This is a genomic window from Patiriisocius sp. 208BN25-11 (assembly GCF_058147145.1).
On record NZ_JBYVJY010000004.1, the window covers coordinates 54,972 to 71,153 of the forward strand.

Annotated in this window: 15 protein-coding genes and 1 tRNA gene; 6 read left to right on the forward strand and 10 right to left on the reverse strand. The window is 35.9% G+C overall.

Annotated features, from left to right (window positions below; translation table 11 throughout):
• Window positions 1-39: 39 nt before the first annotated feature.
• Window positions 40-1,500 (forward strand): RNA polymerase factor sigma-54, encoded by a 1,461-nt coding sequence (gene rpoN, locus ACY2RS_RS06850; protein WP_490097887.1) that lies wholly within the window; start codon window positions 40-42, stop codon window positions 1,498-1,500.
• On the forward strand, window positions 1,500-2,105 hold the full coding sequence (locus ACY2RS_RS06855) for a hypothetical protein (RefSeq protein ID WP_490097888.1): 606 nt from the start codon (window positions 1,500-1,502) through the stop codon (window positions 2,103-2,105). The genes rpoN and ACY2RS_RS06855 overlap by 1 nt, the downstream gene beginning before the upstream one ends.
• Before the next feature lie 17 nt (window positions 2,106-2,122).
• Here the strand turns inward: ACY2RS_RS06855 and ACY2RS_RS06860 are convergent, their stop codons facing one another.
• The 8 genes from ACY2RS_RS06860 to ACY2RS_RS06895 form a co-directional block, all read right to left on the reverse strand.
• Window positions 2,123-2,821 (reverse strand): porin family protein, encoded by a 699-nt coding sequence (locus ACY2RS_RS06860; protein ID WP_490097889.1) that lies wholly within the window; start codon window positions 2,819-2,821, stop codon window positions 2,123-2,125.
• Window positions 2,822-2,914: 93 nt separating this feature from the next.
• Entirely contained in the window at window positions 2,915-3,388 is a 474-nt protein-coding gene (locus tag ACY2RS_RS06865; RefSeq protein ID WP_490097890.1) for an ExbD/TolR family protein, read from the reverse strand.
• A 14-nt stretch (window positions 3,389-3,402) separates the two neighbouring features.
• On the reverse strand, window positions 3,403-4,005 hold the full coding sequence (locus ACY2RS_RS06870; protein ID WP_490097891.1) for an ExbD/TolR family protein: 603 nt from the start codon (window positions 4,003-4,005) through the stop codon (window positions 3,403-3,405).
• Between the two features lies 1 nt (window position 4,006).
• Entirely contained in the window at window positions 4,007-4,438 is a 432-nt protein-coding gene (locus tag ACY2RS_RS06875; protein WP_490097892.1) for a hypothetical protein, read from the reverse strand.
• Window positions 4,439-4,457: 19 nt separating this feature from the next.
• A complete protein-coding gene (locus ACY2RS_RS06880) occupies window positions 4,458-5,249 on the reverse strand; it encodes a MotA/TolQ/ExbB proton channel family protein (protein ID WP_490097893.1) in 792 nt (263 codons plus the stop codon).
• A gap of 889 nt (window positions 5,250-6,138) precedes the next feature.
• Window positions 6,139-6,228, reverse strand: a tRNA-Ser gene (locus ACY2RS_RS06885).
• A gap of 63 nt (window positions 6,229-6,291) precedes the next feature.
• Window positions 6,292-7,320: an asparaginase gene (locus tag ACY2RS_RS06890; protein ID WP_490097894.1), complete on the reverse strand. Its 1,029-nt coding sequence runs from the start codon at window positions 7,318-7,320 to the stop codon at window positions 6,292-6,294.
• Window positions 7,321-7,335: 15 nt separating this feature from the next.
• Window positions 7,336-8,103 (reverse strand): TatD family hydrolase, encoded by a 768-nt coding sequence (locus ACY2RS_RS06895; protein ID WP_490098071.1) that lies wholly within the window; start codon window positions 8,101-8,103, stop codon window positions 7,336-7,338.
• Between the two features lie 45 nt (window positions 8,104-8,148).
• On the opposite strand from ACY2RS_RS06895, the gene ACY2RS_RS06900 reads away from it, so the two are divergent.
• The 3 genes from ACY2RS_RS06900 to ACY2RS_RS06910 all read left to right on the forward strand — a co-directional run bounded on the left by ACY2RS_RS06900 (window position 8,149) and on the right by ACY2RS_RS06910 (window position 11,303).
• Complete coding sequence (locus tag ACY2RS_RS06900) at window positions 8,149-8,583, forward strand: retropepsin-like aspartic protease (RefSeq protein ID WP_490097895.1); 435 nt, start codon at window positions 8,149-8,151, stop codon at window positions 8,581-8,583.
• A gap of 81 nt (window positions 8,584-8,664) precedes the next feature.
• The gene (locus ACY2RS_RS06905; protein ID WP_490097896.1) at window positions 8,665-10,674 is read left to right on the forward strand and encodes a tetratricopeptide repeat-containing sensor histidine kinase; all 2,010 of its coding nucleotides are present in this window, start codon (window positions 8,665-8,667) and stop codon (window positions 10,672-10,674) included.
• A complete protein-coding gene (locus ACY2RS_RS06910; protein WP_490097897.1) occupies window positions 10,671-11,303 on the forward strand; it encodes a response regulator in 633 nt (210 codons plus the stop codon). Before ACY2RS_RS06905 ends, ACY2RS_RS06910 begins: the two co-directional genes overlap by 4 nt.
• A gap of 53 nt (window positions 11,304-11,356) precedes the next feature.
• Here ACY2RS_RS06910 and odhB read toward each other — a convergent pair whose 3' ends face one another.
• Both odhB and ACY2RS_RS06920 read right to left on the reverse strand, forming a co-directional pair.
• Entirely contained in the window at window positions 11,357-12,568 is a 1,212-nt protein-coding gene (gene odhB, locus ACY2RS_RS06915; protein ID WP_490097898.1) for a 2-oxoglutarate dehydrogenase complex dihydrolipoyllysine-residue succinyltransferase, read from the reverse strand.
• A gap of 109 nt (window positions 12,569-12,677) precedes the next feature.
• A complete protein-coding gene (locus tag ACY2RS_RS06920; protein ID WP_490097899.1) occupies window positions 12,678-15,425 on the reverse strand; it encodes a 2-oxoglutarate dehydrogenase E1 component in 2,748 nt (915 codons plus the stop codon).
• A gap of 108 nt (window positions 15,426-15,533) precedes the next feature.
• On the opposite strand from ACY2RS_RS06920, the gene ACY2RS_RS06925 reads away from it, so the two are divergent.
• Window positions 15,534-16,073 carry a hypothetical protein gene (locus tag ACY2RS_RS06925; protein WP_490097900.1) on the forward strand — a complete coding sequence of 180 codons (540 nt, stop codon included), beginning with the start codon at window positions 15,534-15,536 and terminating at the stop codon, window positions 16,071-16,073.
• Window positions 16,074-16,182 lie beyond the last annotated feature (109 nt).

A 16,182-nucleotide genomic window follows, 5' to 3' on the forward strand; every position in this document is an offset into this window, starting at 1 on the left:
AGCTGGTTTTTTTTAACTTTATAGTATATATCATTTTCAATGTTAAAACAATATCTTAATTTCAAATTATCTCAAAAATTATCTCCTCAACAAATACAGTTGATGAAGCTAATACAGCTGCCCACGCAGGCTTTTGAGCAGCGCATTTCTCAAGAAATGAACGAGAATCCTGCACTTGAAGGCGGAAAAGAAGAGCCCGAAAAATTTGACGAAGATATTAATGATGATTATGAGGATACTTATGACGAAGGTACCGATGTTATTGAGACAGAAATAAACGTAGATGACTACCTAAGCGACGACGAGACGCCTAGTTATAAATTATCTGCTAATAATTATAGTGCAGATGATGAAGAGACGAACATGCCTTATGCCGCCGGACAATCATTTACGCAGCATTTAATGCAGCAATTAAATACCTACAGGCTCAAAGAGAATGAAAAAGAAATTGCAAAATTCTTAGTAGGAAGCGTTGATGAAAGCGGATACATACGAAGAGAAATAGCAGATATTGTAGATGATTTAGCCTTTACACAAAATGTATACACTACCGAAGAAGAAGTTGAACATGTACTAGAAAAAGTACAAGAACTAGATCCCGCGGGTGTAGGTGCTAGAGATTTACAAGAATGCTTATTGCTTCAATTGGGACGTAAAGAACCTACCGCTTCCGTCACATTAGCTTCATCAATTCTCGAAGAATCTTTTGACCATTTCTCAAAGAAACATTATAAAAAATTGCTTCAGAAATTTAGTATTTCCGAAGATCAACTACGAGAGGCTATTCATGAAATTGAAAGTTTAAATCCCAAACCAGGAGGAACCATTTCTAGTAATACAAGAATGGTTGAGCATGTAGTACCAGATTTTGCCATAAAAATTGTAGATGGAAAATTAGAATTGACCCTTAATGGTAGAAATGCTCCAGAGCTGCATGTATCTCGTGAGTACACCAATATGCTAAAAGGCTATAAAGAGTCGAAAGATAAATCTAAGTCGCAAAAAGATGCTGTAATGTTTATCAAACAAAAGCTAGACGCGGCCAAATGGTTTATTGATGCTATAAAGCAACGCCAACAAACGTTGTTTGTGACCATGAATGCTATCATGCACAAACAAGAGGAGTTCTTTTTAACTGGAGATGAGCGTAAGCTAAAACCAATGATCTTAAAAGACATCGCCGACACCATTAATATGGATATTTCTACTGTTTCTCGAGTTGCTAACAGTAAATATGTCGACACACCTTATGGCACAAAGCTCATCAAAGATTTCTTTAGTGAATCGATGAAAAACGACCAAGGAGAAGATGTCTCTACAAAGGAGATTAAAAAGATCCTTGAAATCACGATTGGCGAAGAAGACAAGAGAAAACCTTTAACCGATGACAAACTAGCAAAAATCTTAAAAGAAAAAGGATATCCTATTGCTAGACGTACCGTTGCAAAATATAGAGAGCAACTAGACCTTCCCGTAGCACGTCTTAGAAAAGAAATATAATGAATGCATTCTTACGTATTGCGGCTTATATTTTCCATCCTTTATTGATGCCACTTTTAGGCGTTTTATGCTATTACATCGTATCTCCTCGATTTGTGGAGCCAGAATTTATGCGTGCTAAAGTTTATGCTATTCTTATTCTAACGACCTTTATACCTATTATTTCTTTCTTCCTTTTAAAAAATATTGGTGCGGTAAGCAGTATTCATTTAGAGAACGTTTCAGAAAGGAAATACCCCTTGATGATTCAATGTCTATTGGTGTTGTTGATTCTTAAAATGGTCTTTAAACCCTATGATGATATTGAGTTATATTACTTTTTTGTAGGAGTTTTATTCACAACCTTAACCGCGCTTTTCTTGGTGTTGTTTAAATTTAAAGTGAGTCTTCATCAGATGGCTGTGGCAGGGGTAACCATTTTTTTAATTGGACTTAGCATTCATTTTAAAGTGAATACACTTATTGGTATTTCACTGTTCTTTATCATAAATGGATTGGTAGCTACTTCTAGATTGCACACAAAATCGCACACCTATCCAGAATTAGCCTTTGGCTTTTTTATTGGAGCAGTCCCGCAATTCTTATTATTTGGCTTTTGGATTTAGACCTAGTACTGGAGTTCTTACAGCATGTAAAAAAGAAGGCCCAACTTTAAGGTAGTCATGTCTATTTCTGTGCCATTGGTAGTACGTGCATTATCAAAGAAAGGATTAATGCCATAATAGGCATAAAAATTCACGGTGTTGTATCCAAAAGAAAGTGTGGCTCCCAATCGTATTTTATTAAACTCTGGTATGTCTGTTTGAACCACATCATTGTTATCTTGTTTAAAGGAAGATTTATGCCAATACGCATATCCAAAACGGACACCTCCATAGACACGCCAAAACTTATAGGTTTCTGCCGTAGAAGATCTCCAACGAAACTCTAATGGCACTTCTACACTAGCCGTACTAAAACGATTTCTATCGTAGGTCACTTCACGTTCATCTAATGAAGTGAAAATGGTCTCTTCTTGGGGAGTTTCACCAATAAATAAGGTATTTCCGTATTCATCAAAAGAAACGCCAGCTCCAATAGCGATAGCGATATTTCTACGTTTATTGATTGGTATATCTCTAAGGTATCCAAAATGCACCGACCCAGTAAGCCCTCGAGACTGCACCGTCTCTGGTTTATTTAACAGCAAATTATAGGTAATACCTACATAAAATTGATCTTCTCTGTATTTGGTATCTATAGAATCTAGACTACGTTCTTGTTGAGCAAACAGACTACTCACAAACAAAAAACAAACGATAAAGAAATACTTTTGAAGCATAGGTTAAATATAATTCTATTTTAGAAGGTTGTAAAATAAAAAAGCGCCTATTCTAAAACAGAAAAGGCGCTTACTATATTGTAATAAAAAAAATTACTGTGGCACGTCGTTACCTGGTGCTGTAATGTAAATGATTTTTACCATATTAAGATCTCTTAATTTTTCTTTGACATCTTGAAGTAAACCCACATTAGTATCTTCATCAACTTTTAGACCCACAACCACTTTACCTTGAAGTTCTGGAATTAGTTTTGCTCTTTCTTCTGACAACGCAAACTCTAGTGAGTTGATATCGGTATACTTATCTCCAATCTGTATTTTACCTTCAGTACCAAACTTATCTTGGTAACGTGCACTTGGCTTTCCAGCATAAATAAACACAGAACGATCCTTCTTTAGTTTCTCAACTTGATCTGCCTTAGGAAGTTTTTGTTGTACCAACAAGTTATCTTTTCTCAATACAGTTACTACCATAAAGAAGAATAATAACATAAATACAATATCTGGTAAAGATGCTGTATTCACTGCTGGCAATTCACCGCCTTTTTTCTTTTTAAACTTAGACATAGTATTATTTTATGTTATTGAGATTTTTTTGCTTCAGCTTCAGAGAGTTTCATTGGAAACAAGGCTTGGATTTGCTTTAGCTTTTCCTGAGCCTTTTCTTCATTTCCTTTATAATCTCCCGTATCAATTGCATTCTTAACTTCCGTGAATTTAAAGCCAAACAAACGTTGCGACTCTCGATCTCTTAAGAAATTGTAAGCTCCAACCAATTCATTTTGGATTTGAATATAGGTTTTATAAGACGTCTCACGATCACTTTTTACAGTGATAATAGCTTTGTCTGGATTATCAGAAGATGCAAGATCTTTTTTTCCTTTACAGTAGGTACAAGATCCATCACCACCATTGTCTAAAAAAGCAATAGCAGCTTCACGTATATCTTCAATTTTCATTAAATCATTGTCGGCAAGGATTTGATCTTCTTTGTTTACAGTGACAACAAAAATGTTCTTTTCTTTAATATCTACTGGAGGTTGCTCATCCTGCTTAGGTGGCAACTGACGTGCAATTCCTTTATCCTTTTCAATGGTAGTTGTTACCAAGAAAAAGATAAGTAACAGAAATGCAATATCGGCCATAGACCCAGCATTCACCTCTGGTGTTGCTCTTCTTCCCATATTATCGTGTCGTTAATTTTTTTACACCACTAAATACCATTGCAATAATTGCAAGGATTGCCATAATGTAAAAAGCATATAATCCAGTTCCTATCAATTTTGATGTCTGAGCCGTTACAACTTCTCCATCTTTTGTAAGAGATTCTACTCCTTCTGCCATTACGTATGAAATAACAAAAATGAGGATAAAAGCTCCTACAGACATCAATGTTTTCTTGATGTCACCGCTTGCAAGTCCTTTAAGAACGAACAATACAACTAGTACTAGTAATATTCCAAATGTGATATATGCTACATATAGAAAAGGATCTAACCCTTCTCCTCCACTAGCCACCACAGCTTCATCTCCTTTTGCTACTAACATTCCCCAAAGAACGACACCAGCTAAACCAAGAACTAAAGCTACTATTTTAAAAATTTTATGTAAACCCATTGTTTGGTTCTTTTAAAGGTTATTTTTTGTTTTTGTAGTCAATCAACATATCAATTAAAGTAATTGATGCGTCTTCCATACTGTTTACAATACTGTCAATTTTTGCAATGATGTAATTGTAAAAGATTTGAAGGATAATTGCTACTACTAATCCAAATACTGTTGTTAATAAGGCTACTTTAATACCCCCAGCAACTAATGATGGATTCATATCTCCTGCTGCTTCAATTTTATCGAAGGCTGTAATCATACCAATTACCGTACCCATGAAACCAAGCATTGGAGCCAAAGCGATAAATAAGGATACCCAAGAAACATTTTTCTCTAATTGTCCCATTTGAACACCACCGTAAGCAACAACGGCTTTCTCAGCAGCTTCGATGCTCTCGTCTGCTCTATCTAATCCTTGATAGTAGATAGATGCTACAGGACCTTTAGTATTTCTACAAACTTCTTTTGCAGCTTCAATACCACCACTATTTAGTGCATCTTCTACACTATTTGCTAATTTTTGCGTGTTAGTAGTAGAAAGATTTAAAAAGATAATTCTCTCAATTGCCATAGCAAGACCTAATATAAGACATACTAGTACAATTCCCATAAATCCAGGACCCCCTTGTATGAAACGCTCTTTTAGCTTTTGGTGCCATGTTCTGTTGTCTACTTCGTCTCCTGCTGCATCATCTTGTACAAAGGTTACCGTAGCTGCTTCTACTAATGAGGTTGAATTTGTTGGCGCTGCTGCATTTGCAGTTAATGTTCCCGCGAATACTAATGCGGCAATTGCCATAATAGAAAATAATTTTTTCATTGCTATAGACTTAAAGTTTGATTTTAGTTTTTAGTTTAAATTTTAGGTTTTAAAGATATAAAAATAATTGTGTAAACAACAAGAATATTCGGGTTGCTGTCTTATTTTATTAGTATTTGTTACGGTTAGGTAGGCTAGACCTACTCATAACGAACCATTTACTAAAATAATAAGGAGGCTTGTCTTTGCAAAGTACAACAATATTTATACCGCACTAATGCCAAATTTGCATGAATCACCTTATTTTAAGGAAAGGTTTATGGGGATTTACTTCGCGAAGTTATTTTATATGATTTCTCTGGAATATCTTTATTGATCTAAAGATGAAATCTGGAGCAAGCATACGAGCGAATGGACTTTAGAGGATAGCTAAAACTAAAAAAACGCCTTTTGTCTGGTTGAGCACTCCCGAAGCTTCGGGACGAAACCTATTTTAAGTATACGTTTGTTGTAGTTCTCTCCCGAAGCTTTGGGATCGATCGAACAGACAATCTAATTAAGTAAGCTGCGAGACTGCCGCGCTGGAAAAAAAGGCTAGCGCCTTTTGGGATTCTTTTTTTTAAAATATAACCGATTTAGTTAGACTACTTCTGGATTAACTTCGTTGATCCCAAAGATAGAATCTGGAGCAAGCATAGACATCCTTCAATCGGCTGGCGCCGTTTGAGATTCTTTCTTTACTAAAAATACTTCAAACCTGCGGTTTGGTATTATTTTGAATCAGGATTAACTTCGTTGATCCCAAAGATAGAATCTGGAGCAAGCATAGAGATCCTTCAATCGGCTGGCGCCGTTTGAGGTTTTTTCTTTACTAAAAACACTTCAAACCTGCGGTTTGGTATTTTTAGTAAAGAAAAAACCTGCAACTCCGTTGCAGGATCTCCTTTTGCAGAGAGGAAGGGATTCGAACCCTCGATCCCGATGCAATCGGGATACACGCTTTCCAAGCGTGCGCCTTAAGCCACTCGGCCACCTCTCTAAATAATCTAGGTGCAAATAAACGATTTTTAATAATTTAGCAATAGTTATTCTTGCTGAAATATTAACTCATTTCACCTCGTAATGGAGTTTCAAAAATACTTTTAAAGTCTTGGCGTGTATCTTGACGTATTAATAAATACATTAATTTAGCCAAAGCGGCTTCTGTGGTGATGTCTTTTCCACTAATAACACCCATGTTCTTTAGTGCAACACTCGTTTCATAATGTCCCATGGCGACACTACCTCCAGAACATTGCGTGACGTTTACAACTGGAATACCTTTCGATATCACTTCTTCTAATGCATTAATAAACCAAGCCTCTGTGGTTAAATTTCCACTTCCATAGGTTTCTAAAATCAATCCTTTAATGGTATCCAACGCAAACAAATGTTCGATCGTTTCTTTGGTAATCCCTGGAAACATCTTTACCAATAGTATATTAGACTCTAACTTCTTGTGGACTTTTAATATTTCCGAAGATGGTTTTAATAATGCACTATAATTAATAGAAAGGTGTACCCCACTTTCTGCTAATGCAGGATAATTTAAAGACGCAAAGGCTTCAAAATGCTCGGCATTGATTTTTGTGGTGCGATTTGCACGGTACAATTTGTATTCAAAATACAAGCCTACTTCTTTAATAACTGAAACATCATCTTGTTTTAAAGCGGCTAATTGTATGGATGTAATTAAGTTTTCTTTGGCATCTGTACGCAAATCTCCAATGGGCAATTGAGATCCAGTGAAAATTATGGGCTTGCTTAAATTTTCTAGCATAAAACTTACTGCCGAAGCTGTATAAGACATGGTATCACTACCGTGCAAGACTACAAAGCCATCAAACAAATCGTAGTTTTTCTCTATAATAGTGACTAGCTGTTCCCAGTAGGTAGGGCACATATTAGAACTATCAATGGGAGCCTCAAAACTGTAGGTATCTATTTCACAATCTAACAACTTAAGTTCTGGAATATGCTGCAACAAATCGTCAAAGTTGAAGTTTTTAAGCGACCCTGTTTCAAAGTCTTTAATCATACCAATGGTTCCACCAGTATAGATTAATAAAATAGTGCTAGCATTCATGGTCATAATATAGAATCGGTTTTATCTCTTAAAAATTGCTTTTGCGTTGGCGGTTGTAATGCTTGCTATTTCTTCTTCGGAAATGTTATACACCTCACTTACTTTCTTTGCAATCAAAGATAGGTAACTGCTTTCATTTCTTTTTCCTCGATACGGAACTGGCGAAAGATAAGGCGCATCGGTTTCTAGCACAATATGTTTTAAGTCAATTTGATGTAGAAATTGATCAATCTTCCCGTTTTTAAAAGTCACTACACCTCCAATACCTAGCTTCATATTATAGCTTAGTGCCTTATGAGCTTGTTCTAAAGTTCCTGTAAAACAATGAAAAATTCCATACAAATCATCTCCTTTCTCTTGCTCAAGCACTTCAAAAACTTCATCAAAGGCTTCTCTACAATGTATTACTATAGGTAGTTTGTACTTTTTTGCTAGTTGAATTTGATAGGCAAATGCTTCTTGCTGTATCGCTAGTGTACTGGTATCCCAATATAGATCCACACCAATTTCACCAATAGCAACAAAAGAACGTGCTTCCAGCTGCTTCGTAACAAATGCTAATTCCTCTTTATAATTTTCTTTTACAGAGGTAGGATGCAGCCCCATCATTAGATGCATATTTTCTGGATAAGCCGCCTCTAAACGATACATCGCCTCGGCATAACTAGCATCAATTGCTGGGATAAAAAACTGAGAAACTCCTACTTCCATAGCACGAGCTATCATGGCATCTCTATCTTCATCAAATGCCTCACTATACAAGTGCGTGTGTGTGTCTATTAACATGATTGCAAAGCTAGCTATTTTGTTTTCTATATTTGTAAAAAAAGAAGCGTGCAATTAAGAAATTTACTCGAGGCAAAAGGATTTCATAGAATCCCTTTGCAAAAAATGGCAACAGGACACTATGCATGCCATGTAACATTAAATGGTCAAAAAGGAATATTTATAGTTGACACTGGCGCTTCTTCCAGTTGTATAGGACTTGAATATGTTGCTTTATTTCATTTAGAGCAAGAAGAAAGTGATGTCATGGCTGCAGGGGCTGGTTCTTCAAACATGAAAACAGCACTTTCACTAAGCAATACATTAGCGATCCAAAAACACAGCACCAAAAACATGTCTTTTGTACTATTCGACTTATCGCATGTAAATACTGCATTAGCACAAGTAGATGCAACTACAGTGCATGGAATCCTAGGAGCAGATTACTTAAAAAAAAATCGAGCAGTAATAGACTATGGACGCAACTGCATGTTTGTTAAATAAGTATTCTAAAAAAATAAACAAAAACTAAATTTTAATATATTTACAGTATCCCCACCTTTTTAGTAATTCATACTTTATAATTTGAAACAACAATATACTTTTATATTGTTTTTGCTCTGTTCCTCTATAGCAATAAGTCAAAATATTGACAACTATAAAGCGCAGTTAGAAAAGACAAACGATACTACAAAAAGACTTGTATTATTAGATGCTATTCTTTCGAAACCAACCGAAAGTGATGTCACTTCTTTTATAAAGTATTCAAAAGAATATGTTGCAACCACTATTGCAATGGACAGTATTTATCTTGCCGCTAAAAAAGCCATTACATTGCAACCCGCAATGAGTTCCGACAAAAAGAAACCATTAGCAGCGAATGCAATTTTAGACACCGTTTTATTATTTAAACAAAAAATAAAAGATAGTGTACTCATAGGAGACTTATACTACGCCCGAGGACGATCAAACTACACCATAGATTATAACAAAGCCATCTCAGATTTTTCAAAATCTTTAGAATTCTATCCAAAAAAAGAGATAGAAAAAAGAGGTGTAAGTTACCTTTTTAAAGGTTTTGCCAATACAGACTTGGCTGATTACATCGCTGCAATTAAAAATTTTGAAAATGCGTACCAGTTGTTTGAATCTATAGACAATAAAGAATATATGCTGTATTCAAAGCAAGGAAACATAAACATATATAGCAACAGCGGCTTCTACAAGAAAGCTATAGAAGAGAGAAAGAAATATCTTGGGGAAATAAAAGAATCTAACCACTACTTAAACCTCACAACACTTTATTACAACCAATCATTAGATTATGAAAAAATCGGGGAATACCAAAAACAATATAATTCATTAAAAAAAGCTGAAGAAGAAATAAAAGACGCCCCAGAATTCTCAACCCTTCACTTGGGTATTCTTACAGAACTTCTTGTATACTATTCAAAAAACAATGAAGGTGATGCTGCAAAAGAATATTTTGAGAAACTACAAAGCATAAAAAACCAACATATAGATCATAATCTCATCAACGAATTATTATACGAAGAGACAATGGCAATATATTATCTTGAGAAAAACAACACTAACCAAGCTTTATTTCACGCCCTAAATGCCAAAACAAAATCAAATAAGCTAAAAAATAAAGAAGGTGAAACCATTTCATTCGGACTTCTTACTGAAATTTATGAGAAACTTGGAGACTATAAAAACTCCCTTTATTATCATAAAAAATATACGAAAAGTAAGGATGAAACTACAAGTGAAAGTAATGCTTTTACACTCGCATACTATGAAACTCTGTATGAAACAGAAAAAAAAGAAAGAGAAATAACAGAGCAAAACAAAAACATTGAGCTACTTGAAAATGAAAACAAGTCTTTTAAAAAGCAGGCCATCATAATCAGTTTTTCAGGAATCTTATTCTTTGGTCTTGTGTTACTGCTAAGAAACCAAAAAAACCAATCTAATAAAAAAACATTACAAGAGCGTTTTAGTCAAGACCTGTTGGTCTACCAAGAAGGTGAAAGAAAACGTATTTCTAAAGACTTACATGACGGTCTTGGACAAAAATTACTCGTTATAAAAAACAAATTAATTGCTTCGGGAGACAATGAAGCTAAAAAGATGATTGACAATACCATTGAAGAGGTTAGAAATATCACAAGAGACTTACACCCTTTCCAATTACAAGAACTTGGAATCACAAAAGCCATAGAGCATACCATTAACGAAATTGATGAAAACTCTTGTGTTTTTATTTCTTCGGAAATTGAAAATATCGACAACATTTTTAGTAAAGAAAAAGAAGTAAATATTTATAGAATTGTACAGGAAGGACTTAGCAATATTGTGAAACATGCGAATGCTAAAGCCACGAAAGTAACGGTTTCAAAAAAAGTAAATACAGTAATTATTGCAATTCGAGACAATGGTATTGGTTTTGATTTTTCTGAAAAATACAGTAGCGCAAGTACCCTCGGACTAAAAACGTTATTAGAACGTACCAGATTTTTAAAAGGACAGATGAAAGTACAATCTAAAAAAGATAACGGGACCTTATTAGAATTTCAATTTCCTATTTCATGAAAAAAAAACCCATCATAATTGCAGACGACCATCCACTTTTGCTAAAAGGGCTTCATGATTTTTTGGTAGAAAAAGGATACAACATTACAGGCAGTACTAGTGATGGAAAAATTGCATACGATTTAATTTTAGATCAGGAACCCGATATAGCTATCTTAGATATTCAAATGCCTCATATGTCAGGCCTAGAAATTGCCGCAAAATTTAAAGAGAAAAAAAGCAAAACTAAAATTGTACTCATTACACTTCACAAAGAAAAAGAACTCTATCAAAAGGCAAAAGATTTAAATATTTATGGATACATACTAAAAGAGTTTGCGCTTGAAGAGATTGAAAACTGTATTGAAAAAGTAAGTAATGGAGGCACCTATTTTAGTAAAAACATGAAGTCCTTACTTGGAGTTGAAAAATTAAAAGAAAGCTCTTTGAGCTTGCTTACACCTTCTGAGCAAAAAATACTCAAACTCATTGCCAACGATAATACCAACAAAGAGATTGCATCACTTCTTTTTATCTCTTATAGAACCGTAGAAAAGCATCGAAGCAATATTATACACAAACTAAATTTAGAACCCAAAACCAATAGTTTGTTGATATGGGCCAAAGAACATTTTCAAAAAACAGAATGAATAAAAAAGGCGCATACTTGGTATGCGCCTTTTAAAATGTATTAATACTAATATTATAGCTCTAATGCTTTTTTGATATCTCCGTGCATTAACAGCTCTGTTGGATTTTCTAGGGCTTCTTTTACAGCCACTAAGAATCCTACAGACTCTTTTCCGTCAATAATACGGTGGTCGTAACTCAAGGCTACAAACATAATTGGAGCAATTACAATGGCACCATCTTTCACAACAGGGCGCTCTACAATGTTATGCATTCCTAAAATACCCGATTGAGGTGGGTTAATGATAGGAGTAGATAACATACTTCCAAAGACACCTCCATTAGAAATTGTGAAGGTTCCTCCTGTCATTTCATCTACAGTTATTTGTCCATCACGTGCACGAATTGCCAATCTTTTTACTTCAGATTCTACGCCTCTAAAGCTTAAGTTCTCTGCATTTCTAATAACAGGTACCATTAATCCTTTGGGTCCTGATACTGCAATAGAAATATCTTTATAATCATACGTCAACATTTCCTTACCATCAATCATACTATTAACAGCTGGGTACATTTCTAGGGCTCTAACTACAGCTAAGGTAAAGAAAGACATAAATCCTAAACTTACGCCGTGCTTTGCTTTAAAGGTTTCTTTGTATTCTTTACGGAGCGCAAAGATAGGTCCCATATCTACCTCGTTAAAGGTAGTTAGCATGGCTGTTGTATTTTTAGCTTCTACCAAACGCTCTGCAACTTTTCTACGAAGCATTGATAGTTTTGTTCTACTTTCACCACGAGCTCCACTTCCAGCAGATCCCATAGAAGGTACTGCATTCTCTGCATCATGTTTTGTGATACGTCCATCTCTTCCAGAACCAGTTACAGCGCTTGCAGCAACTCCTTTTTCATCCAAAATCTTTTTAGCAGCTGGAGACGGAGTTCCTGTTGCATACGATTTTGTTGGTGCTGGTGCAGCAGCAGGTGCTGCTTTTGGTGCTTCTTTCTTTGCCACAGGTGCTTCGGCAGCAGTTTCTGTTCCTTCTGGTTTTGCAGCATCTGTATCTATCAAACACACTACAGCACCTACTGCAACAGCATCACCTTCTTCTGCTTTCAAGGTGATAATTCCACTTGCTTCTGCTGGAAGTTCTAGCGTAGCTTTGTCGCTATCAACTTCGGCAATTGCTTGATCTTTTTCAACATAATCACCATCTTGAACTAGCCATTCTGCTATTTCTACTTCGGTAATAGATTCTCCCGGAGAAGGGACTTTCATTTCTAACATAGTATGATTCTTAAGGTTTCGGTGTGTGCCGAAATTTTAATACTTAATTCTATTGCTTTTTATTCAAATTTCAGAAACAATCGTGATACGAACATTTCCGAAGAAAACATTATTTTTTTGGTGTTTCAAAAACACTATCAATTACTTCTTGGTGTCTTGCTTTTGAGCGCGTGCTACTTCCTGCGGCTGGCGAGCTATACACGCGTCTAGATGCCACACGTAATTTCACTGCTTCAAAATTCATTAACATGAATCCCCAAGCCCCCATATTTCTTGGCTCTTCTTGTGCCCAAACATAATCTGTTGCATTTGGATATTGTGCAATAACCTTATCTAGTTGTGCCGTTGGTAATGGGAACAATTGTTCGATACGCACCAAAGCGACATCATCTCTTCCATTTTCTTCTCTACGTGCTAACAAATCGTAGTAGAACTTTCCAGTACAAAATACAACAGAAGTCACTTTTTTCTTAGCAACCTGTGCATCATCTATCACTTCTTGAAAGCTACCTTTAGCTAATTCTTCTTTACTAGAAACCACCAATGGGTGACGCAACAAACTCTTTGGAGTGAAAACCACCAAAGGTTTTCTGAAATTCCATTTCATCTGTCTACGTAACAAGTGAAAGAAGTTAGCTGGTGTTGTAACATCTGCCATGATCATATTATCACGAGAGCACAATTGTAAATAACGCTCCATACGCGCACTTGAATGCTCAGACCCCTGTGCTTCATATCCATGTGGTAACAACATCACCAATCCATTTTGAGTCTTCCACTTACTCTCTGCCGCAGAGATGTATTGGTCTAACATAATCTGTGCGCCGTTAGAGAAATCTCCAAACTGTGCTTCCCAAATAGTCAATGTTTTGGGTGCTGCCATGGCATATCCATAATCGAAACCAACCACAGCATATTCACTCAATAAAGAGTTGTAGATGTGTAAATGTCCAGGAACATCAAGGTTATTATGAAGGTTTACTTCTTCTGCATCCTGCTCTGTTTTTATCACGGCATGTCTGTGAGAAAACGTACCCCGTTCTACATCTTGTCCTGTGATACGCACATCAAAACCTTCTTCCATGAGTGAAGCGTAGGCAAGTAACTCACCCAGCGCCCAGTCTAATTCATTGGTTTCGTTGTAACGTTTGTTTCTATCTGCTATGATACGCTCTATCTTGCGTATAAATTTTTTATCGGATGGCAACTTAGAAATCCCATCTGCTAACACATCCAATTTCTTTAACGGAAATGTTGTATCTACTGCATCAAGAATATCTTCTTTAGTACCCAATGTGTATCCTTTCCAGTCGTCTGCTAATATTTCAGTAATAACAGTCTTATCATTTTTCCTTGAAGCTTCAAGATCGTTCTCAAGATCGTTCTTGTATTCTACCTCTAGTTGTTTTACATATCCGGCTTCAATGATGCCTTGTTCTAGTAGTTTAGCGGCATAGATATCTCTAGGATTTTGATGCTTAGAAATGGCTTTGTATAATTTTGGCTGTGTAAAACGAGGTTCATCACCTTCGTTATGCCCATATTTTCTATATCCTAATACGTCTATAAAAACGTCACGTCCAAATTGCATTCTAAAATCTAATGCAAAAGCAAAAGCATGACATACCGCTTCTACATCATCTGCATTTACGTGCAATACTGGAGATAAGGTTACTTTACCAATATCTGTACAGTAGGTAGAAGATCTTGCATCTAGGTAATTGGTGGTAAAACCAACTTGGTTATTAGCAACAACATGAATCGTTCCACCTGTTTTATAACCATCAAGTTGTGCCATTTGTATAAACTCATACACCACTCCTTGACCTGCAACGGCAGCATCACCATGAATTAAAATAGGTAATATCTTGCTAGAATCTCCGTCTAATTTTGTGTCTATTTTTGCTCTAGAAATACCACCAACAACTGCATTCACTGTTTCTAGATGCGATGGGTTTGGCGCCAAGTCCATACGTACTTTTTTGCCGCCATCGGTTTCTCTAAAGCTCGTCCAACCCATGTGGTATTTTACATCACCATCAAAAAGCTCTGCTTCATCGTATTCTTTACTGTCAAATTCGCTAAATATCTTCTCTGGAGATTTACCAAAAATATTAGTCAATACATTAAGGCGACCTCTATGTGCCATTCCTACCACAAATTGCTCCACCCCTTTCTCTGCTCCTTTTTCCATTAAGGTATCTAGCCCAGGAATAAGTGCATCGACACCTTCTATAGAAAAACGCTTTTGACCTACATACTTAGAATGTAAGAACGTTTCAAATGAAAGTGCTTGATTTAATTTTTTAAGTATGTGTTTTTTATCCTCTGCAGAAAAAGTACCGTGGTTGTCATTTTTATTGAGCCAGTTCTGAATCCATTTAATTTCTTCAGGATTACGAATGTACATGTACTCTACTCCAATAGAATCGCAGTAAATAGCTTCTAAGTGATTTACTATTTGTGCCAAGGTTGTTTTACCTAATCCTAAAATAGAACCTGCTTCAAACTCTGTTTGTAGGTCTGCCTGTTGTAAACCGAAATTTTCTAGGGCTAGTGTAGGCTCATATTTTCTTCGCGCACGAACGGGGTTTGTTTTGGTAAACAAATGTCCGCGTGTTCTATACCCATCAATAAGTTTAATTACTTTAAACTCATTTAATACATTTTCTGGCACTGCATCTGTACTGGTAATTCCCAATCCATCTGCTACAGAACCACTTTCGATACCAAAGTCAAAACCTTGAAAAAAGGCACGCCAGCTAGGTTCTACACTATCTGGGTATTGTAAGTATGTAGTATACAGTTCCGAAATTTGCTCGGGGTGAATTGCATTTAGAAAAGAATATTTATCCATAATTGGAATCCTGCGAAGTTTTAAAACTAGGCAAAAATACAACAAATCCCGAAACTACATCTTTGGAATTTGTATATTTATAACACTTATAATCATAATTTTCTCATAATGGTACTACAGCAAAATAGTAGCTTAAAATTCTATTTCATATTTTTTATCCTCGTCTGCACAATTCCTATTGCAAATGCACAAGAAGAAGACGAAGAAAATGCTCCTAATTTTTGGGACAGTGTAAGTATTGGTGGTGGTATTGGCTTAGGGGTTGGTAACGGCATCTTTAGCGCATCCATAGCTCCAAGTGCGATCTATAATTTTAACGAATATATTAGCGCAGGTCCTGGACTGCAATACAGTTATCAAAAAGGTAGAAATTTTGACACGAGTCTGTTTGGTGGTAGCCTTGCGGTATTAGCAAATCCTTTTCCTGTGATGCAACTTTCTGCAGAGGTAGAGCAATTGCGAGTAAATCAAAATCAAGAATTTATTAATGGGAGTGCCTCTTCAAGTTTTTGGAACACGGCCTTATTTATAGGTGCTGGATACAGAGCAGGCCCTGCAACTATAGGTGTACGATACAATGTGTTGTTTCAAGAAGATGAAGATATTTACGCAACTGCTTGGGCTCCTTTTGTGAGGGTGTTTTTTTAAGCAGATAGATTAAAATTTAGAGTTAAAAAAACACACTTAATACATTATTCTGGAGTTACCCCGCCCGTCCACGTTTAAGAGAAGCTTTATTGCTCATAGTAGGGCGTAC